Source organism: Polyangiaceae bacterium (assembly GCA_016715885.1).
Lineage (GTDB): Bacteria > Myxococcota_A > Polyangia > Polyangiales > Polyangiaceae > Polyangium.
In genome coordinates, this window is record JADJXL010000003.1 from 54,672 (window position 1) to 78,344 (window position 23,673).

At 58.2% G+C, this 23,673-nt stretch carries 20 protein-coding genes; 10 read left to right on the plus strand and 10 right to left on the minus strand.

Annotated elements, in window-relative coordinates:
• Nucleotides 1-79: 79 nt before the first annotated feature.
• From IPM54_06755 to IPM54_06765, 3 genes are read right to left on the minus strand one after another with little or no spacing between them, the layout of a single operon-like run.
• Nucleotides 80-961, minus strand: a complete 882-nt coding sequence (locus IPM54_06755; GenBank protein MBK9259523.1) for a methyltransferase domain-containing protein — start codon at nt 959-961, stop codon at nt 80-82.
• Nucleotides 962-995: 34 nt separating this feature from the next.
• Nucleotides 996-1,976 (minus strand): fatty acid desaturase, encoded by a 981-nt coding sequence (locus tag IPM54_06760; protein ID MBK9259524.1) that lies wholly within the window; start codon nt 1,974-1,976, stop codon nt 996-998.
• A gap of 10 nt (nt 1,977-1,986) precedes the next feature.
• Nucleotides 1,987-3,024 (minus strand): histidinol-phosphate aminotransferase family protein, encoded by a 1,038-nt coding sequence (locus IPM54_06765; protein ID MBK9259525.1) that lies wholly within the window; start codon nt 3,022-3,024, stop codon nt 1,987-1,989.
• A 354-nt stretch (nt 3,025-3,378) separates the two neighbouring features.
• Between IPM54_06765 and IPM54_06770 the strand changes: the two genes are divergently transcribed.
• Nucleotides 3,379-3,975 carry a 2OG-Fe(II) oxygenase gene (locus IPM54_06770; GenBank protein MBK9259526.1) on the plus strand — a complete coding sequence of 199 codons (597 nt, stop codon included), beginning with the start codon at nt 3,379-3,381 and terminating at the stop codon, nt 3,973-3,975.
• Nucleotides 3,976-3,994: 19 nt separating this feature from the next.
• On the opposite strand, the gene IPM54_06775 is transcribed toward IPM54_06770, so the two are convergent.
• A complete protein-coding gene (locus tag IPM54_06775; GenBank protein MBK9259527.1) occupies nt 3,995-4,405 on the minus strand; it encodes a hypothetical protein in 411 nt (136 codons plus the stop codon).
• A 248-nt stretch (nt 4,406-4,653) separates the two neighbouring features.
• Between IPM54_06775 and IPM54_06780 the strand changes: the two genes are divergently transcribed.
• Nucleotides 4,654-5,922 (plus strand): VWA domain-containing protein, encoded by a 1,269-nt coding sequence (locus tag IPM54_06780; protein ID MBK9259528.1) that lies wholly within the window; start codon nt 4,654-4,656, stop codon nt 5,920-5,922.
• A 7-nt stretch (nt 5,923-5,929) separates the two neighbouring features.
• Here the strand turns inward: IPM54_06780 and IPM54_06785 are convergent, their stop codons facing one another.
• The 3 genes from IPM54_06785 to IPM54_06795 all read right to left on the minus strand — a co-directional run bounded on the left by IPM54_06785 (nt 5,930) and on the right by IPM54_06795 (nt 7,435).
• Nucleotides 5,930-6,307 (minus strand): YccF domain-containing protein, encoded by a 378-nt coding sequence (locus tag IPM54_06785; GenBank protein ID MBK9259529.1) that lies wholly within the window; start codon nt 6,305-6,307, stop codon nt 5,930-5,932.
• A 124-nt stretch (nt 6,308-6,431) separates the two neighbouring features.
• Nucleotides 6,432-6,998 (minus strand): hypothetical protein, encoded by a 567-nt coding sequence (locus tag IPM54_06790; protein ID MBK9259530.1) that lies wholly within the window; start codon nt 6,996-6,998, stop codon nt 6,432-6,434.
• Between the two features lie 41 nt (nt 6,999-7,039).
• Nucleotides 7,040-7,435 carry a DUF2237 domain-containing protein gene (locus IPM54_06795; protein ID MBK9259531.1) on the minus strand — a complete coding sequence of 132 codons (396 nt, stop codon included), beginning with the start codon at nt 7,433-7,435 and terminating at the stop codon, nt 7,040-7,042.
• Between the two features lie 153 nt (nt 7,436-7,588).
• Between IPM54_06795 and IPM54_06800 the strand changes: the two genes are divergently transcribed.
• Genes IPM54_06800 through IPM54_06825 form a run of 6 tightly spaced genes read left to right on the plus strand, consistent with a single transcriptional unit; the run spans nt 7,589 to nt 18,634 of the window.
• On the plus strand, nt 7,589-9,070 hold the full coding sequence (locus IPM54_06800) for an NADH-quinone oxidoreductase subunit M (protein MBK9259532.1): 1,482 nt from the start codon (nt 7,589-7,591) through the stop codon (nt 9,068-9,070).
• Nucleotides 9,071-9,075: 5 nt separating this feature from the next.
• Nucleotides 9,076-12,252, plus strand: a complete 3,177-nt coding sequence (locus IPM54_06805; protein ID MBK9259533.1) for a DUF2309 domain-containing protein — start codon at nt 9,076-9,078, stop codon at nt 12,250-12,252.
• Nucleotides 12,245-14,386 carry a hypothetical protein gene (locus tag IPM54_06810; GenBank protein ID MBK9259534.1) on the plus strand — a complete coding sequence of 714 codons (2,142 nt, stop codon included), beginning with the start codon at nt 12,245-12,247 and terminating at the stop codon, nt 14,384-14,386. The genes IPM54_06805 and IPM54_06810 overlap by 8 nt, the downstream gene beginning before the upstream one ends.
• A 2-nt stretch (nt 14,387-14,388) precedes the next feature.
• Nucleotides 14,389-15,954 (plus strand): NADH-quinone oxidoreductase subunit M, encoded by a 1,566-nt coding sequence (locus tag IPM54_06815; GenBank protein ID MBK9259535.1) that lies wholly within the window; start codon nt 14,389-14,391, stop codon nt 15,952-15,954.
• An 11-nt stretch (nt 15,955-15,965) separates the two neighbouring features.
• Nucleotides 15,966-17,486 carry an NADH-quinone oxidoreductase subunit M gene (locus IPM54_06820; protein MBK9259536.1) on the plus strand — a complete coding sequence of 507 codons (1,521 nt, stop codon included), beginning with the start codon at nt 15,966-15,968 and terminating at the stop codon, nt 17,484-17,486.
• A 50-nt stretch (nt 17,487-17,536) separates the two neighbouring features.
• Nucleotides 17,537-18,634: a M28 family peptidase gene (locus IPM54_06825; protein ID MBK9259537.1), complete on the plus strand. Its 1,098-nt coding sequence runs from the start codon at nt 17,537-17,539 to the stop codon at nt 18,632-18,634.
• Here the strand turns inward: IPM54_06825 and IPM54_06830 are convergent.
• Both IPM54_06830 and IPM54_06835 read right to left on the minus strand, forming a co-directional pair.
• Nucleotides 18,621-19,262: a hypothetical protein gene (locus IPM54_06830; GenBank protein MBK9259538.1), complete on the minus strand. Its 642-nt coding sequence runs from the start codon at nt 19,260-19,262 to the stop codon at nt 18,621-18,623. The genes IPM54_06825 and IPM54_06830 overlap by 14 nt on opposite strands.
• 116 nt (nt 19,263-19,378) lie before the next feature.
• On the minus strand, nt 19,379-19,669 hold the full coding sequence (locus IPM54_06835) for a hypothetical protein (protein MBK9259539.1): 291 nt from the start codon (nt 19,667-19,669) through the stop codon (nt 19,379-19,381).
• Between the two features lie 149 nt (nt 19,670-19,818).
• Here IPM54_06835 and IPM54_06840 point away from each other — a divergent pair, with 149 nt between their 5' ends.
• Nucleotides 19,819-20,817, plus strand: coding sequence for an adenylate/guanylate cyclase domain-containing protein (locus tag IPM54_06840; protein ID MBK9259540.1), 999 nt, complete (start codon nt 19,819-19,821; stop codon nt 20,815-20,817).
• A gap of 220 nt (nt 20,818-21,037) precedes the next feature.
• Here the strand turns inward: IPM54_06840 and IPM54_06845 are convergent, their stop codons facing one another.
• Complete coding sequence (locus IPM54_06845; protein ID MBK9259541.1) at nt 21,038-21,904, minus strand: sigma-70 family RNA polymerase sigma factor; 867 nt, start codon at nt 21,902-21,904, stop codon at nt 21,038-21,040.
• Nucleotides 21,905-22,298: 394 nt separating this feature from the next.
• Here IPM54_06845 and IPM54_06850 point away from each other — a divergent pair, with 394 nt between their 5' ends.
• Nucleotides 22,299-23,660 (plus strand): cytochrome P450, encoded by a 1,362-nt coding sequence (locus IPM54_06850; protein ID MBK9259542.1) that lies wholly within the window; start codon nt 22,299-22,301, stop codon nt 23,658-23,660.
• Nucleotides 23,661-23,673: the final 13 nt, after the last annotated feature.

The following is a 23,673-nucleotide window of genomic DNA, read 5'->3' on the forward strand; positions in this document are numbered from 1 at the left end:
CGCATCATCGCCGAAAGCGGGCAGCTTGTCACGCTCGACGGTCTCTAGGGTGCCCGATCGTTGGCATCGAGATGGTTTGTCAGGGCTCAGTGGCGCTGGCTCGAGGTTTCACGGCCCGGACGAGCACGTACTCGATGACGCCGAGTTGCCAGGATTTGAACAGGAAGAAGTTCGCGAAGGCATGCCTTAAGCGCCACATGCGTCCCTTGAAACGCCGCTGGGCGTCCACGGTCTCCGCGGAGCATTGGTCACGGTAGTAGCCGGGCATGATGTGCCGACCAACCTCCTCCATGGTGATTTGCGTAAACCCCACGCGCTCGAGCGACGCGCGGAACCCGTCCCGATCCAAGACGTTGGCGTCAGGGACGTTCCACATGCGCTGTGCACGTTTCAGGGCGAACCGTTCCCAAGGCAGCCGCGCTGGCGACAAGACCAAAAGGTCGGCGAGGACAATGATGCCGCCGGACCGCAGGCGCGAGAACGCCTGCTGCAGAAACAGCTCCCGTGTATCGAAGTGCGGCCCGCCCTCGATGCAGGTTACGTGGGAAAAGCTCTCCGGCGCAAAAGCAGACAGGTCCGTCGCCGTGCCGTGGTGCAACCGCACCTTGTCGACGATGCCTGCAGCAGCGATGCGCTTGCGCCCTTCCTTCACCTGCGCCCAGGTCGCATCGACCCCATCGATCTCCGCGCCAGTCAGCCGGTGAAGGTAGATGTCCTGGGTCGCGCCGCCACACGCGACGTCCAAAAGACGACTCGTCGACGAAAGGCACAACAGCCGATTGACTTGCCCGACCAATGCGTCGGCTGCACGCAAATAATCCCGATTGTCCCCCTCCCACCAACCAAAGTTGCGGTAGCCGCCGTGCCAGTCCTCATCAGCACCAATGCCAGCCTCATAAAAGCGCTCGACGGCAGCCTCGAAGCTGTTCGCGGCCCAGTGTCTCCTCTCTTCCGACGCCATCCGTGTCCCTTTTGCAATAGGTTGTTTGTTGGAATCAATGGCCAATCACATGCGCAACTCTCGCTGATTCATCCCGGTCCACGACCACCAAGTGCCGCATATCCTCCGGAAACGTCCCCACGCGGCCCATGAGCTGATCGATGATGCGTGTATTGTAAATGTAGGCGCGTAGCGGCTCGGGCGTCGCCTCGACCAACGAGTGGTGATAACGCCCGAGGTCGTACCAGGGGACGCAATAATTGAGATGATGCTCGAAGTGCAGCGAAATGTTGAACGGCATCAGCAGATGACGCAGCGCAAACAGCGACGTCCGCGAACGGAGATTGCGGTTGCTTTCGAATCCCACCGGCCCCCCATGTTCCAGCGATCCTTTGATCTGATTGAGCGCGCCGAGCACGCCAAAACCAAACACGATCGCCACGGCGGACATCCACGCGTCGTGCATGCAAAGCGCCGCGAGCAGGCTCGACCAAAATACGACATTGACTGGACCAACCCACCGCTCCGTTTTGTATTTTCGGCTGGGATTCCACAAAAGGACATATCCCGGCACGACCAGCATCAAGACAATTTCGCGAACGAGCCGACGACCCGTCCACAGATTGGCCGTTTGAGGATCGTCAGGTTCGAGCGGATGGATGTGATGCGTGTGATGACCTTCCTCCCAATGCCGCCGATAATTGATGCCAAATGGAATCGACACGAGCCACCCAAAACGACGATTCCAACGTCGTGCCCGATCCCGATCGTACGAAATGACGAACATGTCGTGCGACGCTTCGTGAACCACGAGGATGATCATTGCGAAAAACATGATCCCCAGCACCGCTGCCGCGATAGGTACGTAGAGCCAATGCTGTACGTGACGTCCCGCCGCGATCGTCGTTCCAATGCCCGCCAGCATCGCCGAGAATATGCTCAAGTTCAGCGCATTATGTCGCCAAGGATTCTTTTTCCGGTAATGGAATCGATTGCCGAGACGAATGCCTTGATCAATCCATTGGGCTTGCTTCATTGGCGCCGACTCAGTTGATGGAAACGTCCGTGCGCATGAGGTCGTCGAGCTGCGCGAGGAACTGCGTGTTTTCTTCGGGGAGTCCAATGGTCACGCGGAAATATTCATCGTATCGCTCGTCGCCGAACGGCTCGAAACACTTCACTCGGATGCCCCGTGAAAGCAACCCATCATGAATCTTCTGGCCGGTCCACGGTTTCTTGACTCGACACAAGATGAAATTGGTTTGAGAAGGATATACCTCGATGCTTGAATGCCGGCCCATGCTCGTGCTGATACGCAAGCGTTCTTTGGCCGTTTCTTCGCGTACGAAATCGAGGTGTCGGGGGTCTTCGAGCGAAGCCATGACCAGCTCGGCGGCCAATTGGCCCACGCGATGAGGTGTCAACTTCGTCTCGAATCGTGCAATCCATTCGGCTCCTGCAAGAGCATACCCCACGCGGATCGATGCAAGGCCGTGAGCAAATGAAAAGCTGCGAAGCACCACCAGATTCGAATGACGAAGCACGAGATCGCTCAGGCAGGTTTCCGGGCTCTCCGGGACGTAACCCAGATATGCTTCGTCCACGAAAAAAATCGAATCCGGGTAGCGAGTGAGCAGCGGCTCGAGCTGGCTTCTGGTAATGAGAATGTTTCCTGTGGGATTGTTTGGATTTGCCAGATACACCACGCCATCGTGCTCGGCGAGCTGTGCTTCGAGCAGGCCGACGTCGAGCGCGAAGCCACTTTCGGGACCCAATGGAAGCAGGACGCAGCGCAAGCCCTGCTTCACACCGGACGCGGGCACTTTCGAATACGTCAAGCGCGTGGTGATGATGGGATACGCAACACGCTTCAGCAGATAACGGAGCATCCGCCCCGGAGAACGTTTGATTTTCGTTTCAATGAGGTATGGAATGCAGGTTTTCAAAAGCGGGCCGCTGCCATTGGCAACGAGAACGTTGCGCGGCTGGACGCCAGCATCTTTGGCAATGGCCGCCTTGAGATCGCCGTTGTCCGCCGCAGGATAAAGCCGCAGCGCTCGATTGGAATCGTAACGACGGAGCACGTCCAGGCACCGGGCGGAGCAATATGTCCCATGATTGAGCGCCATGTCGATGGGTGTTACGCTCCGATCACGCGGGGCGTTCTTGCCGAGTGATGGCTCCGAGGACGAATGTGAGGCACTTGAATGCATATCGACGGTCATGTTGATTTCGCTCGTGGTTGCTGAGAACCCGAGAACTTTTCAGGCCGTCGTCGGTGGGGCAAGAGCGCAGCCGTTTCACGACGCCCACCGATGTCGATTTCGCGTTTGTCCGCGCGTAAATCCGCTTCTACTGGATCCATCACGCCCCTCCGTGCCCGGTTCTGCCCGGTCCTGTCCTGTCGCTGCACAAGCCAAAGCATCATGATGCTTTGCATGAACACGATCACCAAACAACTTCTCTCGAACGACAAAGAACTGTTCACCCTCGCACATGCTCTCTCGCCCACAGAATGCGCCCGAATGATTGCGTGGGCTGAATCACACGGATTTCACGAGGCACCCGTGACCGTGGGTGTGAATCGATTCATGATGATTCCGGATCTGCGGAACAACACGCGGGTCATGATCGACGACCCCGATTTGGCCGAAGCGCTTTGGCCTCGGATCGAACCATTCGTGCCGGCGCGAATGGGAGCGTATTCGCCGGTAGGGCTGAACGAACGATTTCGGTATTATCGATACGAGCCGGGCCAGCAATTCGATTGGCACAGGGACGGTGCATTCGTGCGTTCCGACGACGAGCAAAGTTTTCTAACGCTGCTCTTTTACTTGAACGACGATTGCGAAGGAGGAACGACCGATTTCATGTTCGTCGCGGACGACGAGATTCACGTGGTGCCTCAAATGGGTATGGGCCTCGTTTTCTCGCACCCATTTTATCATCGAGGCGCACCGGTGCGCGCCGGCAAAAAATACGTATTGCGGACGGACGTCATGTACCGGCGTGTCATTTCGCCATATGCGAGCTAGCCCGCGTGCCGAATTGCTGCTATCGATTGCGACCCGTCGACACTTCTTCGACGGCTCCCGGAGCCGCTCGCTTCGCCACCCGCGGAGGACGCCGCGCCGGAGCTGCCGTATCGCCAGCGGGCTCCTCGACGACCCATTCGCCCGCGCCCCAATCGAGTTCTCGTGCCTGGTCTTCCGCCGCACGCGTGCACGCATCTCGAAGCGCCTTCAATGACACAGCATCCATCGCGTTCGGGTCGGGAGCGTTGAGACGCATACAAACATCCGACGCTGCCGTGACATACGCCGCAACGCGTGCAGTATGTTGGCGTTCGATGGGTGGAGGTGCGCTAGCATTCACGCGCGCCGCGGGCTGCTTCGAGCTGGTAACAATGATCACACCAAATGCACCTAGCAGCCCCAACGCGAGCCAGTGTTTGAGCGATTGCATGCGTTCCTCGTCCTGTCCACGCGCCTAACAAAGTTTTGCGTCGACGGACAAGTTTGTTGTCAAGAACGATGACACCCAAGATTTTTGCGTGACGAACCTGCCAACATTCGTAGTACACACCACTTTATTTTCGACCAATGGACAGCGATGTCATACCCGTCGCTTTCCACGGGCGGCGATAATCGCGAAATTCGCAATCGGCATCATCTTTGCCTTTGGCGAAAACAACCAACTTGGAGGTCTTCCCCATGTCGCGCAATCAACTTCTATCGCTCGTTAGCCTCTGTTCGTTGTCGCTGCTCGCTGCTTGTGGTGCCGACTCTTCTGATGCAGGCGTCGGTTATGGTGGTGGATTCGACAGTGGCGGCGGAGTGCCTTCTGATCAAGGGGGAGGCATTCAAGCGGGAACACTGACCGCGGGCGATTGGGACGACAACCTCAATTTCGACATTTACCAAGAATACGTCGCCAAATACAAGGCCGGCGATGCATCTGTTCCCAGCATTCCGACCGAAGATCGCATCGTCATCAAAGTCGTCTCCGATGCAGGCGATCCCATTTCCAACGCGCTCGTCAAGGTCGCCGGAGCAGACCAAACGTTCCTTACGGCTCCCACGGCATCCGATGGCCGCGTTCTGTTTTTCCCGACGCACGACGGAGCAGCTCAGGAAACGGCATTTACGGTAAGCGTCGAACCTCCGCCGGGAGCATCCGGGGTCGATCCCATTTCGGTTCCTGCGCCCGATTCGGCCACGGATTGGACCATCGTTTTACCTGGCGCACAGAAAAACCTCCCTCGTAACCTCGATCTTGCTTTCGTCATCGACGCCACCGGCAGCATGGGCGACGAAATGGGATACCTCCAGGTCGAAGTTCAAGGCATTGCCGACCGCATCAAGGCAGAATTCGACGGCGTTTCCATTCGGTACGGGCTCGTCGTTTACCGCGACATCAACGATCAGTACGTCACGCGCCATTTCGACTTCACACCCGATTTGGCGACGTTCAAGGCCAAGCTCAACGAGCAATCGGCGGGCGGTGGCGGAGACTTCCCGGAAGCGATGGACGCTGCCATGAAAATCGTTCCAGAATTGTCCTGGAGCACGAACAACGCCGTCCGCATGAGTTTCCTCATGGCGGATGCTCCGCCGCACAAAGAGAATCGCGCGGCATTTCTCGGAGCGGTCGACGTGATGCGTCCCATGGGCGTAAAATTGTTCCCGATCGCGGCCAGCGGTGTCGATTCCGAAGCCGAATTTTTGATGCGTATGGGAGCACAAGCCACGCTCGGCCGCCACTTGTTCCTCACCGACGACTCCGGCGTCGGCAACTCGCACATGGAGCCCACGATTCCATGTTATCAAGTCCAAAAACTGAACAACCTCGTCTACCGCGTCATTGCGTCGGAATTGAGCGGCTATCGCATTCCTGCCGATCCGGCCGAAATCGTGCGATCGGTCGGCAATCCCGAGGAAGGCGTCTGTAAACTCGACGACGGATCGTTCGCGTATCTGTAATCGCGCGTCAGACGATTTCTTTGCCGAACGGCCACAGCGCGAGAATCGCTAGCTTGAAGTGCGCCACGGCAAACGGAATTCCGATGATCGTGATGGCACACAAAAGCGCCGAGCCTAGGTGTGCAATCGCAAAGCCCCACCCGAAAACGACGAGCCAAATCACATTGAACAAAAAGCCGAGGCACCCCGAGCCAAGGCTGTCTTTTCGGTCTTCCACGCGATTATTGAACGGCAGCAAGGCATAACGTCCAAGCCGCCAAGTCGCCACGGCAAATGGAAAACCCACAATCGTGATGGCCAGTGCCGCTCCCGCCACCAGATACCCCAGAAAAAGCGGAAATCCACCACCGAGCACCACCCACAAGATGTTGCCCAACGTTCCCATCGTGGTCTGCTCGGTCGGTTTGTTTTCGGCCATGGTTTTGCTCTATTCTCGTAAATTTCCTCATTCCATGAGGAATCAAGGTCACACTCGAGAATTGCTGAACATGCGCACTCGCTCGCCGTCGTCAAGCCCCACCCTTTTTCGAGCCTGAACCGCCTGGCTTGACGCCCGGGGCTGGGTTCCGCGGGACAAACTCGCTGATGTCCGCCGTCGTTTCGAAGGCTCGTCGCCGGCGCGCCGCAGGCGACAATGGCGGCACAGCCGGCGCAGGCGCGCCGCCCGGCGGCATCGGCGGCGCTGGAATGGTCACTGCACTTCGAGCATATTGCGTCGGGACGGAGCCCGAAGGCGCAGGCGCTGGTCTTTCGTCGGGGTCCGGCACATTCGGATCAAGCTTTTCGCCGAGCGATTCGATGCGTGTCGGCCGCTCGTGAAGCTTGCGTGTCATTGCCCCGAAAGCGTGCGCAAACCGCAAGAAGAGCTCTGGATCTTCGGTCTTCGCGGCCCAATCCAATGCCTCGCCCCACGCCGCCGCGGCCCTCGCCCAACGGGTCGGACGAATACCGAGGCGCAAAAGCACTTCGTCAGACTGCCATGCCGGAAAAAACTTCCGATATGCCATGACCTCGGCAAACCGCTCCACCGTCAACCCCTCGCGGAGCTCGCCACCGACACTCGAATGGGTGGTCATGGCATTCTCCTTTCATTCAACTGCCGAGCACGAATGTCGCGTCAGTTCATGTCGATCGCGTGTTTTTTCAAGTCCGCCAAGTCGCACACTTCGAGCGCTCGTTCATGCGTTGCCGTGAGTACGACGAGCGGCGCACGCCCCGCAGCCTTCGCTTCCTTCCAGCGCGCAGCGCACAAGCACCACTTGTCGCCCGGTTTCAGGCCCGGAAAACCATATTGCGGCATTGGCGTCGACAAATCGTTCCCGCGGCTCTTCGAGTACGCCAAAAAGTCCGCCGTCATTACCGCACATACCGTATGAGAACCAACATCTTCGGTTCCCGTATCGCAACATCCGTTGCGGAAAAACCCAGTCATTGGCCGCTGAGAACAAATTGCCAGCGGTCCACCGAGAACATTGCGAGAAGGGGCCTTCATGTCACGCTCCAACCGTCGCATACCACAGTTTTCTCCGTGCGCGCTGAAAATAAAAGTGACGTTTCGTAATGTCCTCCGTGAACTCGAGGATGACACGGAAAAGTTCCTTGCACATGATGTGCTGACGTGGGTAAACCTGGCCGTCACGCCCGTCCGCGCGAGAGCGAGAGACTGATGCCAAGTCCAAGTCCAAGTCCAAGTTTGCTGTTGCTGACGACGCTCGTTCCGCTCCTCGGCGCCATCGTCATCGTCTTCGTTCCTGCGCGACACGCTCGAATCGTTCCCCGCGTGGCGCTTTTTCATGCGAGTCTCGCGGCCCTTTTCTCGTGGGGCCTGCTTCCCCGATTCGACCGCACGACCTCGGCGCTGCAATTCATCACTCCATTTCCGTGGTCACCGGATCCGCACGCCTCGGCGGCGCTTGGAGTCGACGGTTTGTCGTATCCAATGGTGCTGCTCACGACGCTCGTCGTCCTCGTCGCTTTATTGGCATCGCTGCACGTCACGCATCGGGTGAAGAGTTATTTTGCGTGGTTTTTGTTCCTCGAATTCGCGGTGCTCGGGGTATTTACTTCATTATCCTGGTCACTGTTTTATGTTTTTTGGGAATTGACGCTCGTGCCGCTGTTCTTCCTGGTCAGCATTTGGGGCGGAAAAAACCGCAGCAGTGCGAGCATGAGTTTCTTTTTGTATACGCTCGCGGGCTCCGTGTTCATGCTCGTGGCCATTCTTGCGCTGCATCTGGCGCTTCCCGAGCATAGTTTCGGCATGGAGGAGATGGCGCGTACGAGTGCTGGCATTGGCCAGCCGACGCAAATTTTGTTATTTTTGGGTTTTTTCGCAGGAATCGCCGTAAAAATCCCGGTATTTCCTCTGCACGGATGGCAGCCGCTCGCGTACGTGGAATCGAAGACGCCGGTGAGCATGGTGTTTTCGGCGGTGCTCGCCAAAATGGGTGCGTACGGGCTCCTGCGACTCTTCGTGCTCTTGCCCGTAGGCGCGTCGTCGATGGTGCCGCTCTTGCTTTTATTGGGTTTCGTCAACATTATTTACGGTGCCCTGCTTGCGTTTCGACAAACCGATCTCAAGCTCATGGTGGCGTATGCATCCATGAGCCACATGGGGTTTGTCTTGATTGGCGTCTCGTCGCTCAACATGGCCGGTATTTCGGGGGCGACGCTGCAGATGTTCACGCATGGCCTCACGAGCAGCGCGCTCTTTTTGCTCGTGGGCGCGCTCCAGGATCGCACGAGTACGCGCGACGTCCGTGACTTCGGCGGCCTTGCCTCGACGATGCCTCGGTTTTCCGTATTCATGTCGCTCGCTTTGCTCGGATCCATGGGACTTCCGGGACTTGCCGGCTTCACGAGCGAGCTGCACACATTGATTGGCACGTTCGAGCGTTATGGTTACTGGTCGGGCATTGCCACGATCGGTATCCTCATCACGGCCGGCTATTCTTTGCGCGCAATGAGCCGATTATTTTTTGGCCCCTCCAATCCTCGCTGGCAAAAACTCGATGACTTGAAGCCGCACGAGATATTCGCCGCTCTGCCTCTCGCACTCCTCATCATTCTCGTCGGTGTCATGCCGCGAACGGCCATCGACCTCGTCGCCGCCACGGTCTCGCACATGGCGACGCTTTTTCCTGGGTGATCGACATGGAAGACAACATCACCATGGAAATGCGAAAACACCTCGAACACGTCATCGAGGAAGTCGCCCACGTATTGCCCAGCCAAGGCCCCATCGATACCTTCATTCATCACAATACGCTCCACGGATTCGAACACTTTCCGTTCGAACGAGCCGTCGTGGAAGCGGAGCGCATTTTCGGCGCACGGGGCTACTTGCCCATCGAAGACTATCTCCGATTCTACGCCACCGGAAGAATCACTCGCCGAGACATCGAACGAGCATGTCGCGAGCGTGGACACGACCCCTTCGACGAAGCCGAATTATTGCGATCGGCGCATCCGGAGATGCCCGATTTGCTCGAAGGCCCCGAGCTCGAGGCGCTTTTCGAGCACATGGAAGACGTCGCCGCATGGGGCGGGCCCGCAATCCCACTCGATAATCACTTGGTCGCCAGAGTTCGCGCGGCCGTACGCAATCACGTAGATCAAACCCCCAGCACCCATTCGAGCGGTCAAGCTGCGACCACCGAGGTCGCCCGCTTGTGTCTCACGGTCGTGCACGATCTTGGTCCGGATTCTTTGCGCCGCCGCGGCTTCGATGCTCTCTGCGCGCTCGAATCGGCGTTTTCGCAGCCGGGAACGAGCGAATCGCTGATTGCCGAACTTTCTGCGCGAGACCCGCGCCATCAAATGAAAGAATTCTGCGAGCGGCAGCTCGAATACCACATCGGACGATTGGGATCCGAGACGTGTCATCGCGATTTATTGTTGGCGCTCACGGGAGAAGACATTCACGAGCAGATTCACCCGGGGATGGTGCGTCTTTCGATGGCATTTCTCGACGAGGGTTTGGCGGCGTGGCACGTTGCCGGTCGATCGCTCGGGTTCTACGATGCATTTCGGAAAATGGCCGAGCACGATCTTTTCTTCGACCTCGAATCGTTGCCCGGAGCCCGCGCCGCATTGAAAGACCTTCCGCCGCTCGCGATCGATGCAATCATTCAAAGCTTGGAAAAATTGGGGGTGCATCACGACCACTGGGGCCCCTATTTACGGCGAATTGCCGTCGCATTGCCGGGTTTGTCCGGTATGGTTTCCTGGCGGGCAAGCCACCCGGACTACGCTGCGCAGCGCGCGCATCCCATCGATTTGATTCAATTTTTGGCCGTGCGTATGTTTCACGAAGTCTTGTACGTACGGCAAGTGTCGCGGCATGTTTTCGGCCACGACGGCGACATCGAGAGTTTTCGACATCATTTCACGCATCACCTGCCGGAGCTGCTCGTTCGTCACGCGCTTTACAGCGGCGAATTGCCGGACTTTCTCGCCGAACGCGCTCGATCGCAACTTGCTGTGTCGGCATCGGATGAAACACCGGATGACGAAATGGCCATCCTGCGCCTCGCCGACATGATTTTCCAGCACCAACAAAGCACCGCGCACGGCAAGGCCGATCCCGATTCGTCACGCAATGGCAAGGCGAGCGCGACACTGCCCATTTGGCAGGCCGCGTATGAAGTACATTATCGTGACGCGATCCTCGAAGCTCTCACGCGCAACGCAAAATCGCCGTGGAAACGGCGGCGCAAAGGTCGAGCCAAGGCGCAGCTCGTCTTCTGCATCGACGATCGTGAAGAAAGCGTCCGGCGACATACCGAAGAATTGCACGCCGATTACGAGACGTTTGGCGCGGCGGGATTCTTTGGTGTTGCAATCGATTACGTCGCACTCGGGGAAAAGGACCCGGTCCCGCTTTGCCCGCTCGTCGTGACCCCGGCGCATCGAATGGAAGAAACGCCGCGCGCCGAATCGCTCGAGGCGTGGCAGCAGCGTTCGACAAGGCAGCGCCTGCTGGCCGCATTGCGCGACGTCGTGCGCGAAGTGCTCAGAAACCCCGTATCGTCCTACTTTCTCATCGACATCGTCGGCCTCTTCGCCATGCTGCCCGTCGTTGGCCGATTGCTCGCTCCACGCACGTACGAACGTGCGTCGCGCCAAACCAAAAGCAGCGTCTTGCCTCACGTCGAGACGACGATCCCGATAGGCGACCCGCGCCAGCCAGACACGCATCGTCATCCTCCGAGAAAGTCCCACTTCACCGACGACGAACAAGCCGAGCGGGTCGCGAACCTTTTGCGAAACATCGGCCTCGTTCGTCACTTCGCGCCGCTCGTCGTGCTCGTCGGGCACGGGTCGGAAAGCCGCAACAACCCGCATCTTTCCGCATATGACTGCGGCGCTTGCGGCGGCAAACATGGAGGCCCGAACGCTCGCGTCTTCGCCCGCATGGCGAACCGTCCCGAGGTGCGCGAGATCCTACGAGCTCGTAACATCGACATCCCCGATGACACCTGGTTTCTCGGAGCAGAACACAACACGGCAACCGACATCTTCAGCTACTTCGACCTCTTGGACATGCCCGAACGGTTTCAAGATGCCTTCGAGACTGTTCGCAAGGAGATGCACCGTGCGAGCGAATTGTCGGCGCACGAGCGATGTCGCAAGTTCGAATCTGCTCCGAAAAATCCCACGCCCGCACGCGCGCTCGCCCACGTCATCGGCCGCTCGTCCGACCTCTCTCAAGCTCGTCCGGAGCTCGGCCACGCGACCAACGCGATGGCCATCGTTGGACCACGAACGATCTCCGAAGGCGTTTTTCTCGACAGACGATCCTTTTTGATTTCGTACGATCCGAGCAGTGATCCCGATGGCACGATTCTCGAAGGGATTTTGCTTGCCGTCGGCCCCGTCGGCGCAGGCATCAGCCTCGAGTATTACTTCTCGACCGTGGACAATGCGAAATATGGTTGCGGCACAAAAGTTCCGCACAACGTCGCGGGACTCATCGGGGTCATGGAGGGAGCGTCTGGCGACCTACGCACGGGTTTGCCTCGACAAATGATCGAAATTCACGAACCGATGCGCCTATTGATGATCGTCGCCGCTAAGACGGAGATTCTCGCGAGCGTTTACGATCGTCAGCCCAGCATCAAGCAGCTCGTCGGCAATGCATGGGTGCAGCTCGTGGCGATGGATCCCGAGACGAGCGCATTTTCGCTGTTCGTCCCAGATAAGGGGTTCTTTCCGTGGAAACCGCGCGGCGAAGACGTGCCTACGGTCGCGAATTCCAAACAATGGTACGCAGGCAAAATGGATTTTCTGGACCCCGCGCTCATTCGACCCGAGGTGGCCCGTGCTTGATCGCATTGCCATGCTCTTGCCGCTGCTCCCACTTGCAGCATCAGCCATCGTTGGAATTGCAGCAATCGGTGGACGGCCGCTCTCGGAGCGTTTGTCGAGTCGCTTGACGATTGGCGCCGCAATCTTGGCATTCATGTGTGCCTTGGTGCTTTTCGCCAATGTCGTCATGGGCCATGGGCCGAAGACGATCCTCGTCGCTCCGTGGCTCGAAAGCGGGTCGTATCGTGTGCCCGTCGAGCTCCTCGTGGATCCGTTATCGACGTCGCTCGCGCTGCTCGTCACGGGCGTCGGCGCGATCGTCACCTGGTTTTCCGCGAATTACATGCATCGCGAGAGCGGTTTTCATCGTTTTTTCGGATTGATGGGCTTCTTTCTTGCCGCGATGCTGTTGCTCGTCATGGGCGGCAATCTCTTGATGACGTTTTTGGGCTGGGAGGGCGTCGGGCTCGCATCGTATTTGCTCATTGGGTATCATTACGAGCGCAAAGCTCCGGCGCGCGCAGGCACCTATGCATTCGTGACGAACCGCATTGGTGATGGCGCATTTTTGTGCGCGATATTTGCAGCGTATGGCGAATTTGGCACGCTGAATTACGCCGAAATGTTTCGTCGCGCGGGCGAAGCCAATCACGAAACACTTGCGATCATCGGTTTTTGTTTGCTCGTTGCCGCTGCGGCGAAATCGGCGCAGCTACCGTTTTCGCCTTGGGTCGCTCGCGCAATGGAAGGCCCGACTCCATCGAGCGCGCTTTTTTATGGCTCGATCATGGTTACCGCAGGGCTTTTCTTGGCGCTGCGCATGAATCCCGTTTTGCTCCTTGCGCCGGACGTTCTTCGAGCCATGGCGGCCATGGGTGCCGCAACCGCTCTTTATGGCGGTCTCGTGAGCCTCGTGCAAACCGACGTCAAAAGCGGGCTCATTTTTTCCACGGTGAGTCAGCTCGGGCTGATGTTTTTGGCGATTGGTCTCGGCGCCCGCAATATCGCTCTATTTCATCTTTTTGCACATGCGCTCCTGCGCGGAGCCCAATTCTTGCAATCTCCCAGCACGCTCTTGCTCGTGACGCGTGACGAACCAACGCGCGAGGAACGCCCCGTCGCCGGGGAAGTCGATCCGGCATTTTGGCTATTGCTGGCAGGGCTGCTCGGCACGCTGGCATTGCCGTTCATGGCCGAAATTTGGGCTGGTGAAAATGCGCCATTCTCGCCTGGAGCGTTTCTTTCGGCTGCGGGAGCGGGCATGGCTCTTTTTTGCGGCGGTCATTATTTGCTTCGATTTGCACAGCGCGCCTTGGCCAATACCGCGCCGAAAGCGGAAATGAAAGCGGTCACGTCTTTCGTCGAGCATGGGCCGGCGTGGATCGCTCCCGTCGTCGTAGGGGCCGTCGCACTTTCGCTGGGAATGGCTCGGGGTAACAAACCACAAGGGCTTTTTCAAGTCATTCTCGAGCCGCTTCTCGTACGAGGCGGGTTTGGCCGGGCAGCACATCCTTTTTGGGCATTCGGCTTGATGCTGCTCCTCGGCAGCTTGCTGGTGGCCGGATGGGCAACGGCGCTTTATTTCCACCGCGCCGCGCCCGAACGTCCAGGAATTCTTCCGTCGCGCCTACGCGGCATCTACGTCACAGCGCTCGCTCGATTCTGGCTCGAACCAATCTATCAACACTTCATCATCAATCCAATTCTCCGGCTCGGACGCGCGCTCGACCGAATCGACAGTTCCGTGATCGACCGCGCATTCGGCCGTCCGCTCGTGCGTGAAGACGAACCTGCACCGCTGGCGGTTTTTCAGGAACGACTGCTCACGGGCGAAATCGACGATGCGGACCCATTTGCCGCCGTTCGCACAGCGCTTGCTCGAGATCCGGCGACCGAACAAAACCATACGAGCGCAGCGGATGATGAATATGCCCGTGGTCGAGGTATTCCCGGCAGAATTCTCTCGTTCGTTGCATCCATCGCGTACCTGGTCGAAAAACACATTTTTGGGCGCGCAGTCGGGCGCGGCATTCCAATCACCGGGGATCTCCTCGGTCGCACGATGAACCATGTCGAATCACTTCTCGAACGGCCCATCGTCGTTGGGATCCTCATCGTACTCTCGCTTCTCGTCGTCGTTCGCTGGGCCATTTGACCATGATTGAGCTCCCGTACATACACGCGGTACCGTTTCCCATTCTGAGTGCTCTGGTGCTGCTGCCCTTTTTCGGCGCTTTTCTCGTGAGCACCATGAACCGGACGCGGCACGCCTATGGCACGGCGCTCGCGATTGCCGCGATCGAGCTCAGCCTCACGCTGCTCGTCCTCCTGCAATTCGAACGGCATACGATGGCGCTGCAATTCGTCGAACGCATTCCTTTGTTTTTGGGTTTGTCATACCATTTGGGCGTCGATGGAATCAGCGTGCTTTTTCTACCGCTCACTGCGGTACTCGCACCGCTCGTCATTCTTCATTCGCTGGTCGCAGCCAAAAAAAATCCCGAACGTTATCTTGCCGCCATTTTGTGCCTCGAAGGTACGCTCATGGGCGGGTTTGTCGCTGTCGACTTGGTTCTGTTTTGGATCTTCATCGCGCTCGAGCTCATCCCCGGAACGCTCTTGGTACGCCGATGGGGCACCGCGCCCGGCGCGCGGCGGAATCAAGTCGCGCTGCGATATGCGGCGATCAATCTCATGGGCATCCTGCTCGTGCTCGCAGGAACCCTCGTGCTGGTCCGAGCTGCCGGAGTGCATTCATTTTCGCTCGATGCGCTCATGTCCGCATCGATTCCCGCCGAGGGCCAATATCTTGCATTTTGGTTGTTCACGTTGGGATTTGCCATTCGCATTCCGCTTTTTCCTTTTCACGGGTGGTTTCCTCCGGTGGTTGCAGAAGGCCCGGTCGTGGGCGTGAGCGTCTTTTTGGTGGGCGCGAAAATCGGCGTTTACGCATTGTTGCGGTTCGTCCTTCCGCTATTGCCCATGGCGGCGCATCGCTACCACGAAGCATTTGCCATCGTGGGCGTGCTCGCGATGGTTTATGGCGGACTGCTCGCGCTCGTCCAGACAAACCTCCGTCAATTGGTCGCTTTTGCGTGTCTTGCGCAAGCTGGAATCGTCCTCGTGGGGCTATCGACGCTCAATGTCGAAGGGCTCATGGGAGCGCTTCTTGCTGCAACGGCGATTGGTTTCAGCTCGGCAGGGCTTTACTTCGTTGCAGGTTTTTTGCATGTGCGGTTTGGCACGACAACCATCGAACGGACGGCAGGAGCGGGCCGATTGTCACAACATGCTCCCCTTCTTTCGCTCACTTTTTTGCTCGTTGGTTTGTCCACGATTGGCATGCCGGGGACGAGCGGATTCGAGCCGATGCATCTCGTCGTCATCGGCGCGCTCGGCGCACACCAAGCAATCATGGGCGTGGCCATTGGATTTGGCGGCCTCTTGGGTGCAGCGTACCTTCTGCGCTACTTTCAGCGAACGTTCATTTCATCGAACCCCACGGCGTCGCCGGCAAACCTCACACCCGTGCGCTCGATCCGCGACCTCGACAAAACCGAATTGGTCATAGCCGCCACGATGACCGCCATCATCGTCGGCTTCGGTCTCTTTTCGCACCCATTACTCGACATCGTCGAAGGGTCCGTTCGTGGCGTGTCGAATGCACTCGACCATGCCAAACCTCCTACGTCCGTTTCCATCATGGAGGGCTACGTTCACTGATCGCAATAAAGATGACTCCCTCGCCAATTCGTGAAATTTTTGCCATCGACCAAGCCGGGTTTCCCGTGCTCTCGACGCTCGTGTTCGTTCCGCTCGTCACAGCGCTCGTGGTCCTCTTCCTCCGTGATCCACGCGCGGCGCGGAGAGCTGCGTTGACCGGCGCGCTCGTGGAATTGCTCGTCACACTTTTCGTGTTCAGCCGATTCATTCCGGGCACGGCCGACATGCAACTCGTCGAAAGACAACCGTGGATTCCGACGCTGGGAGCAAGTTATCACCTTGGAATCGATGGCGTGAGCGTGCTCTTCGTGGGCGTGACGGCGCTGCTCACGCTGCTCATCCTCGTCGTGTCCCCTCTTGATTCAAATTCGAGTGGACGCGGATTTTTCGCCGGCATTTTGGGTTTGTCCGCTGCGGCGATGGGCATTTTTACATCGCTCGATTTGATTCTATTCTTCATTTTTTGGGAAACGAGCCTGGTTCCCGTATTTTTCGTCGTGAGCCTTTGGGGCGTGGGACCCGAGCGCCGATATGCCGCCATGAAGTTTGTCTTGACGATGCTCGCCTCCTCCGGGCCGCTTCTTTTGGGCATCGTGCTTCTCGCCGTCCTCGGTCGCGAAAGCAGCGCGGATTCGCTGACATTCGATTGGATGGTGCTGCGTGAAAGGCACGTTCCACCCGCGGTGGGTCCGACGGTATTTTTTCTCATTCTCATTGGGTTGGCCGTCAAAGGACCCTTCGTCCCTCTGCACACGTGGATGCCCACGATGCTCCGAGAATGCCCCGCTGCTCTCGGCGTCGTCATGACAGGGCTGAAGTTTGGATCTTATGGAGTCATTCGACTCATCGTGCCGCTCGTACCCGAAGCGACGGGTCGATACGCATGGCTTCTCGGCGCAATCGGCGCGACGGGCATCGTCTACGGCGCCCTCATCGCGCTCGTCCAGCCAAACCTGCGGCGGTTATTGTCATTTTCGTGTTTGAGTCACGTGGGTTATATTCTTCTCGGAATTTCGACGGGCTCCGTGGAGGGCATTTCGGGCGCGGCGCTCGCCATGCTGAACCTTGGTTTGTCCGCGACGGGGCTTTTTTTCTTGACCGGATTTTTGCAAACGCGCGTAGGTTCGTCGGAAACGTCCGCGCTTGGAGGTGTGGCGCGACATGCCCCACGAGCCGCCGTCATGTTCATTCTTTTTGGTTTGGCGAGCATCGGGCTCCCCGGTACGAGCGGGTTTGTCGGAGAACATCTCATCTTGCTCTCCGCGTACCGCAAGGATCTCGTACTTTTGGGTCTGGCGCTTTTGGGGACGGTGCTCGGCGCAGCCTACGTGCTTACGGTCTTCGAGAAGGCGTTTCTCGGTCCGGTGACTCGGCCGCGCGTCACATCCATGAAGGATCTCGATACGGCAGAATGGGGCATACTCGTTTGCCTGGCGATCTGCATTCTCGCGATCGGTGTGAATCCCGGACCCGTGCTTTCCATCGTCGAACCGAGCGCCAAAGCGCTTGCGGCGGCCATATCGCCGCAGTGAGAATCAAATTCCCGTTTCCGCGGAGGCGTTTTGTTGATAGGGTTGCGCCGATGGGTCTCCAACTCGCCCGCGGCTTCATTGCGCCAATGCTCGTCGGGATCCTCGTGTCCGGATGTGGACCGAGCGTGCCCGCGGCGGCTCCTCGACCGCCGAAGCCGCCATCGCCCACGAACGAATCTGCGTCGTTACCACAACGAGAGCCCACTCTTTGCGCGCTCGCGGGGGATTTGCCACCACTCCAAGCAGCCCATTTCGATAGGCTATCGGCGCAGGTTTCTCGAAATAATCTGCAAGCGTCCGTGCATGTCCTCGCCAATCCTGCGCTCGGTGGACGCGGAGCCGGAACGCCAAGCAATCGTCGAGTCGCCAATTGGATCGCAGGTCGTTTCGCTTCGTATGGTTTGTCTTCTCCTCCCGAGGCAGACCATTGTTTGCCATTCGAGCGCGATCAAATCCGCGATCAGAACGTCGTTGCGCATCTTGTACGGAGTGGAGATCCAAACGCTCCCGTGGTGCTGGTGGGAGCTCATTACGATGCTCAAGGAGAAAAAGACGCGGATGTTTTTCCCGGTGCCGACGACAATGCTTCGGGAGTTGCCGCGCTGCTCGAAATCGCACGACTTTCTGCCATGCGCAAATCGGGGCCAGACATGGTATTCGTGGCATTCGGCGCCGAAGAAAATGGTCTTTTGGGGGCCAAAGCGTATGTCGAAGCGCCAAGTGTCCCCTTGTCGAGGATCATGCTCATGATCAACCTCGACATGGTCGGGCGCCCCATGCTCGACGGCTCACCGATGCGTTTCTTCATCCCTCGAGCCGATGAAACGATCGGGTACGTCATTGGAAACAGGGACAAACCCAAGACCGACGAGCTCTTGCATCGCGCCGCGGCACGCGAAGACAGGCCGCTCATTGGTATTCCCGAAATCGTGCTCACGCGCCTTGGATTTGCGTCCGACAGCGTTCCCTTCAGCCCTCACGTGCCGACGATTTTCTTGTCGACAGGCGATCACGCTGATTACCATCGTCCCACTGATACGCCCGAAAAACTCGACTTCGAACAACTCGCCCGCGCTGCACGCCTGACGCTCGCCATCGTGGAAGAAATGCAAGCACCGGCGGTCGCTCGAGAGATCACGCCCAACTAATCTCGAAATGTAGCGAATAAATATCTTGTCCGCCGCGCGTTCCTTCCGGTTGGGCATTGCCGAAGAGCATTTTTGGACTCTTCGCGCCGCCAAGCGTGAGAGCTTTTTCGCAAAATGCAGAGGAAAGCACGGTGTACCAAGGGACCAGCGGCCTGGGCATCCCGGTGCGAACGCCGCGAATTTTTCCCGCACCAATGGGCTTCGTTTCGCACTTGCCAAAATCGTGGTACGTCGCCGAAATGCGAGGCAACCAAAGCGCCACACTCTCGTGCGACAAGACTCGTAGCAACGCTCGAAGCGGCCCGCGCATGGCGTGATCGGCGTGCCACGAGCCGTTGTCCAGAATGTGCTCGCGAAAGGCAATGCCGCGAAGCTTCGCCGCAATGGTGTGCATGTATGGATTGGGCACGACATCGTACCATTCCGACGGCCGAAAACTCTGGTTGAAGAACGCCTGAAGGTCGGGAGGCATGGCTCCGACGACCGCAGGAAATCCCCCAGGAACGCGGCTGTTCAAAAACAACATGGCCGCATTGTAGCTATCGCCCTTCATACGAAACGGACTCGTCCCTGGAGCGATGGGAATTCGATCTGGCAAACGAAAGTAAGGATCCGACGCGACACGCATGCAGGATTACGATGATACTTCGGCATGCTCGATCGATGCAAGTGTGATTTTTCGTGTGCCGAACTCGCACGTGCCAAACTTCGTTCTGCACCCGGATCATGGAAAATGCAGCACCGCTAGCGCCGCGACCACACTTCGAGCAGCACGACGACGAGCGCAAGAAGCACGATGGGCACGGCAATCCATCGGATGACCATCCACCAGCCCGAACGAAGCGACGTGCCGCTGCGATCGCTGCAAGAAAGGCAGATGGCCCATACTTTTACGCCGCCTTGCGTGAGCACGCAGCAGTCGCCGCAAACGGGCCCGCGGCACTGAGCGCAAGGCCCAACGGCCTGCACACCGCAGTGCTTGCAACGAGCAACGGGGCCGCCGCTGCCATCAGAAAGCATCAAACCGCCGGACATGCAGAAAGAGTAGCGCACGAAGGTGCCTTGGCGTAGTTTTCTCGAAGGGGACGGCAAACGTGATTCACATTACTCAATTGGCGAGATGGAAGTGGGCGGATAGCTTGTACGGTTGAAAGATTTTGGTGTAACGTGCTTCGGCAACAGTGATGAAAGTCGACCTCGAGACGATGAGCCTGACGGAGATGATCCGTCTGCAGACGCAGATTTCGCAAGTGCTCACGCGGCGGTTCGAGCGCCCGCTTGCGCTCGGGTTTACGGACATCGTGGGATCGACGGCATATTTCGCGCGGTTCGGCGATGAAGCGGGTCGAGCACTTCAGCAGTTGCATCACGACTTGCTCAGCGAAGCGATTGGGCCGTTCGAGGGGCGCGTCGTCGATACGGCGGGAGACGGGGCGTTCACGTGTTTCCCGGACGTGCAAAAAGCGCTTGGAGGGTTTGTCGCGTTTCTTCAGCGTGCGTCACGTGAAAACGAGAGTCGCAATCGAGAAAATCAGCTCGTCGTGCGGCTTGGCGTGCATTTCGGCGGAGTGCTCACCGATGGCGTCATCGTATCTGGCGATGCGGTGAACTTTTGTGCGCGCATTGCGACGACGGCAGAGCCTGGTGAATTGCGAATATCAGCGATGGCACTGCGCGAGGCGCCGAATGACGTGCGCGTTCGAGCTTCACCGCTGCCGCCGGTACAGGTTCGCGGGTACATCGATCCCATTCACATGTTTCGCTTCGATTGGCGTGACGAATTCTCGTTGCCAGGGCTCGCGGTGGTACGCGAAACGGGCGATACATTTCGATTGCCTCGGCAGGACATCATCAGTTTTGGTCGATTTCGCGGCGAAGAAGGCATGCCGACGAACGACGTGGTGCTTTCGCTTCGAGACAAACAGCTCGAACAGCGTTTGAGTCGTTGGCATTTCGAATTGCGGCGCAAGGGAGACGCTTACGTATTGCGTCCACTTTCGCGGCAGCAAGTGGAAGTCGACGGTCAGGTGGTGGAAACTGGTTACGAGGCGCCGATTTCGCCAGGCTCAGTCGTGCGATTGTCCAAGTCCGTGACGCTCGAATTCAAGCCGCGACCCGAAGCAGTCGTCGGTCCAGCGACGCTCGACCCACGCTCGCTGCTTTACACGCCACCGCAATCGTGAGTTTGGAAGTGTAAAACATCTTCGTCGTTCCCAGTGGGCCCGCATGGCGTAGCAAAACTGCTGCCCAAGCGAGGAGGACCACGCCATACGGAACCACTGCGAACGACGAATGACTTACGGAATCGATTTTTTCGATTTACCCGTGGACGAAAGCGAGTTGGCGACCGCCCATTGAGTTATGGGTCGAGAACGATAGTGAATACCGGTGTTGGCGGCGGGTTTACGGATCGGCATTGCTGCCGATTTCAAGCACCCCTTGCATGCTGCGGGGGCTCGAACTGCTGCGCTGAAAGAAGCATGTTCTGCAGCGCTTGTCGCCCGTCTCAATGTTTTGGGTGATGTACGTGGATCTGACCGAATCCACCTGCTTGTGGACCAGCACCGCCGCTACCATCGCGCCCGTCGCAAAGCCCGCGACGAGCGGCAAAGCCGCGCGCTTGGACGTCCACGAGGACCGCAATTTGACATACGTTTCCCGGAAACACAACGCCAACGCTGCGAGAATGACAGCGCCAGCGCCACGCCGACGATGCGTCCTGTCGTCGACCATGATGGTTCGCGCGCGATGAAGCACACCATCCAGGCGCGACTTCATCGTCGACCATGGGACGCCTTGCTCGATCGCAAGCTCCTGGACCGTCTTGTCCTCATAAAAATGCTGATGGAGAAGCGCTCGGTCATCGGCGCTCAGGCCGGCAAAAACCACCGAAGCCGCCACCTTGTCATCGTAATGACCAATGTAAGCGCGATGCGAATCGGCTACATCCTCGAGCTCTTCCGTCGGTGAAGAAACCTCACGACTGCGCGCGTTGTCGTTGCGCGTCGTCATGGCGGCATACTTCGCGAGCGCGCATAGCCACCCTCCAAACCGAACCTCATCCCTGGGATCCGGCCTATCCGTCTCTGCCTTGCGACATGCCGTCTCGAAGGCGTCGTGAACGACATCTTCGACGGTCGCGCCGTTGACCCCCATCGAGCGGACGACCCCCGCCATCGCATCCCGGTAACGCATGAGCACAGCGCGATTTACCTGAAGCTCCTTCGCGCAGTCCGTCCCCAGAAGTTCCTTGGCAGCTTTTTGGTACATGTCTCGCACAGGCGCCCCTTCCACGATGAATTGGGCTCAATGAGGTAGGGGCACGAGCGGCCCCGCATCACGAAAAAAAATCGAACACCGGATGCACATTTCACCCAAGAGCCAGAAAGAGAAATGCAAATCACATTTTTCTAACAATTTGTCAGTCCTCATCGCGTTCGCGACCCAACTACTCCATCACAACTTCGCGAAGTGCTCGGCCCCTCCTCCCATACATCAACTCAGTGGTCAAGATCGAGCCCCAAACGCGCGATCTCCACAAAGCGTAATGTTTTCATAGGCACGTAATTCAAATCTACCCGTCCCAACCCTTCGCACGCAAAATGTACACAATCACACTTCGTCACCCATTGACTCCGTTCTCATTGGCCCCCACCATGCCGCCGTGCTTTCACGAGACACTCTTCCGCCCGGGCCTAGCAACGCGCTTCTGCAAACCTTCAACTACACACGCGATCCCTACGGATGGCTCACGCGCATGCGCGAAACGTACGGTGACGTCTTCACGGTCCGAGTCGTCAACGGCACGGTCGTGGTGATTGGAAATCCCTCGGGCGCGCAAGCGATTTTCGGCGCCGATCCGGACACGTTCGTCCCTTTCGCGGTAGATGCGGTAAGGCCCATGATGGGCCCCAATTCGATGCTGTTTCTCACCGGCGCTCGCCACCGTCGCGAACGAAAATTGCTCATGCCTCCGTTCCATGGCGATCGCATGCGTGCTTATGGCGAGATCATTCGCGATACGGCGCTTGACGTCGCGGCTCGCTGGACCCCTGGCAAAACCATGGCATTTCAAGATACCTCGCAGGCGATTTCGCTCGAGGTCATCATTCGGGCCGTATTTGGAATCCAGGGTTCTGCTCGCGTGAAGACCGTGCGCGAGCAAATCATCCAATTCGCGAAAGATTCCAATCCCGTCCTCTTTTTCTTTCCGTTCTTGCAAAGGTCCTTTTTCGGCTATGGCCCGTGGACGCGATTTCAACGAACGAAAGACGAAATCGGCGCAATGCTCCATGCCGAGATCGAAACGCGTCGCCTTTCGAAGGAGCCCGGGGCCGACATTTTGAGTCTCATGCTGGCCGCTCGGCATGAAGACGGATCGTCCATGTCGAGCGATGAACTGCACGACGAGCTGCTCACATTGCTTTTTGCGGGTCACGAGACGACGGGAATTGCGCTGGCGTGGGCCATATATTGGCTCCTGCGCAACCCCGATTGCATGGCTCGAGCCATGGCTGAAATCGATGCGCTGGGTGCTCATCCCGAACCCGACGCATTGGCGCGTTTGCCCTATCTCGACGCGGTCGTACACGAAACTTTGCGTCTGCATCCGATCGTGCCCGACGTTCCGCGGCAACTGGCCCGACCGCTCGAAGTCGAAGGGTATCGATTGCCGGCGGGCACGGGCATTGCCGTCGCGACCACACTCTTGCACACGCGACCCGATATTTACCCGGAGCCCGAACGATTCAGGCCCGAACGATTTCTCGAACGAAAGTTTTCCCCCTTCGAATACACGCCTTTTGGGGGCGGCGCGAGACGGTGCCTCGGTGCCGCGTTTGCCACCTACGAAATGAAGATCGTCCTCGGGACCTTACTCTCTCGATATCGGTTGGTTCTCGCCGAAAAGGACGAAGTCAAACCGAGCCGTCGCAACATCGTGCTCGGTCCCGCCACGGGCGTGCGCGTCGTGTTCATCGGACCTCGAGCGCCGCAACCGAGCGCGACCTCACGCGCCGCTGCGTGATGCGCATCGGGCT

Bases quoted from the DNA above. Each gene is read 5' to 3' on its own strand.
- IPM54_06755 (MBK9259523.1), bottom strand. From the start codon at position 961: ATGGCGTCGGAAGAGAGGAGACACTGGGCCGCGAACAGCTTCGAGGCT.
- IPM54_06760 (MBK9259524.1), bottom strand. From the start codon at position 1,976: ATGAAGCAAGCCCAATGGATTGATCAAGGCATTCGTCTCGGCAATCGA.
- IPM54_06770 (MBK9259526.1), top strand. From the start codon at position 3,379: ATGAACACGATCACCAAACAACTTCTCTCGAACGACAAAGAACTGTTC.
- IPM54_06775 (MBK9259527.1), bottom strand. From the start codon at position 4,405: ATGCAATCGCTCAAACACTGGCTCGCGTTGGGGCTGCTAGGTGCATTT.
- IPM54_06780 (MBK9259528.1), top strand. From the start codon at position 4,654: ATGTCGCGCAATCAACTTCTATCGCTCGTTAGCCTCTGTTCGTTGTCG.
- IPM54_06785 (MBK9259529.1), bottom strand. From the start codon at position 6,307: ATGGGAACGTTGGGCAACATCTTGTGGGTGGTGCTCGGTGGTGGATTT.
- IPM54_06790 (MBK9259530.1), bottom strand. From the start codon at position 6,998: ATGACCACCCATTCGAGTGTCGGTGGCGAGCTCCGCGAGGGGTTGACG.
- IPM54_06795 (MBK9259531.1), bottom strand. From the start codon at position 7,435: ATGCGACGGTTGGAGCGTGACATGAAGGCCCCTTCTCGCAATGTTCTC.
- IPM54_06800 (MBK9259532.1), top strand. From the start codon at position 7,589: ATGCCAAGTCCAAGTCCAAGTCCAAGTTTGCTGTTGCTGACGACGCTC.
- IPM54_06805 (MBK9259533.1), top strand. From the start codon at position 9,076: ATGGAAGACAACATCACCATGGAAATGCGAAAACACCTCGAACACGTC.
- IPM54_06815 (MBK9259535.1), top strand. From the start codon at position 14,389: ATGATTGAGCTCCCGTACATACACGCGGTACCGTTTCCCATTCTGAGT.
- IPM54_06820 (MBK9259536.1), top strand. From the start codon at position 15,966: ATGACTCCCTCGCCAATTCGTGAAATTTTTGCCATCGACCAAGCCGGG.
- IPM54_06825 (MBK9259537.1), top strand. From the start codon at position 17,537: ATGGGTCTCCAACTCGCCCGCGGCTTCATTGCGCCAATGCTCGTCGGG.
- IPM54_06830 (MBK9259538.1), bottom strand. From the start codon at position 19,262: ATGCGTGTCGCGTCGGATCCTTACTTTCGTTTGCCAGATCGAATTCCC.
- IPM54_06835 (MBK9259539.1), bottom strand. From the start codon at position 19,669: ATGTCCGGCGGTTTGATGCTTTCTGATGGCAGCGGCGGCCCCGTTGCT.
- IPM54_06840 (MBK9259540.1), top strand. From the start codon at position 19,819: ATGAAAGTCGACCTCGAGACGATGAGCCTGACGGAGATGATCCGTCTG.
- IPM54_06845 (MBK9259541.1), bottom strand. From the start codon at position 21,904: ATGTACCAAAAAGCTGCCAAGGAACTTCTGGGGACGGACTGCGCGAAG.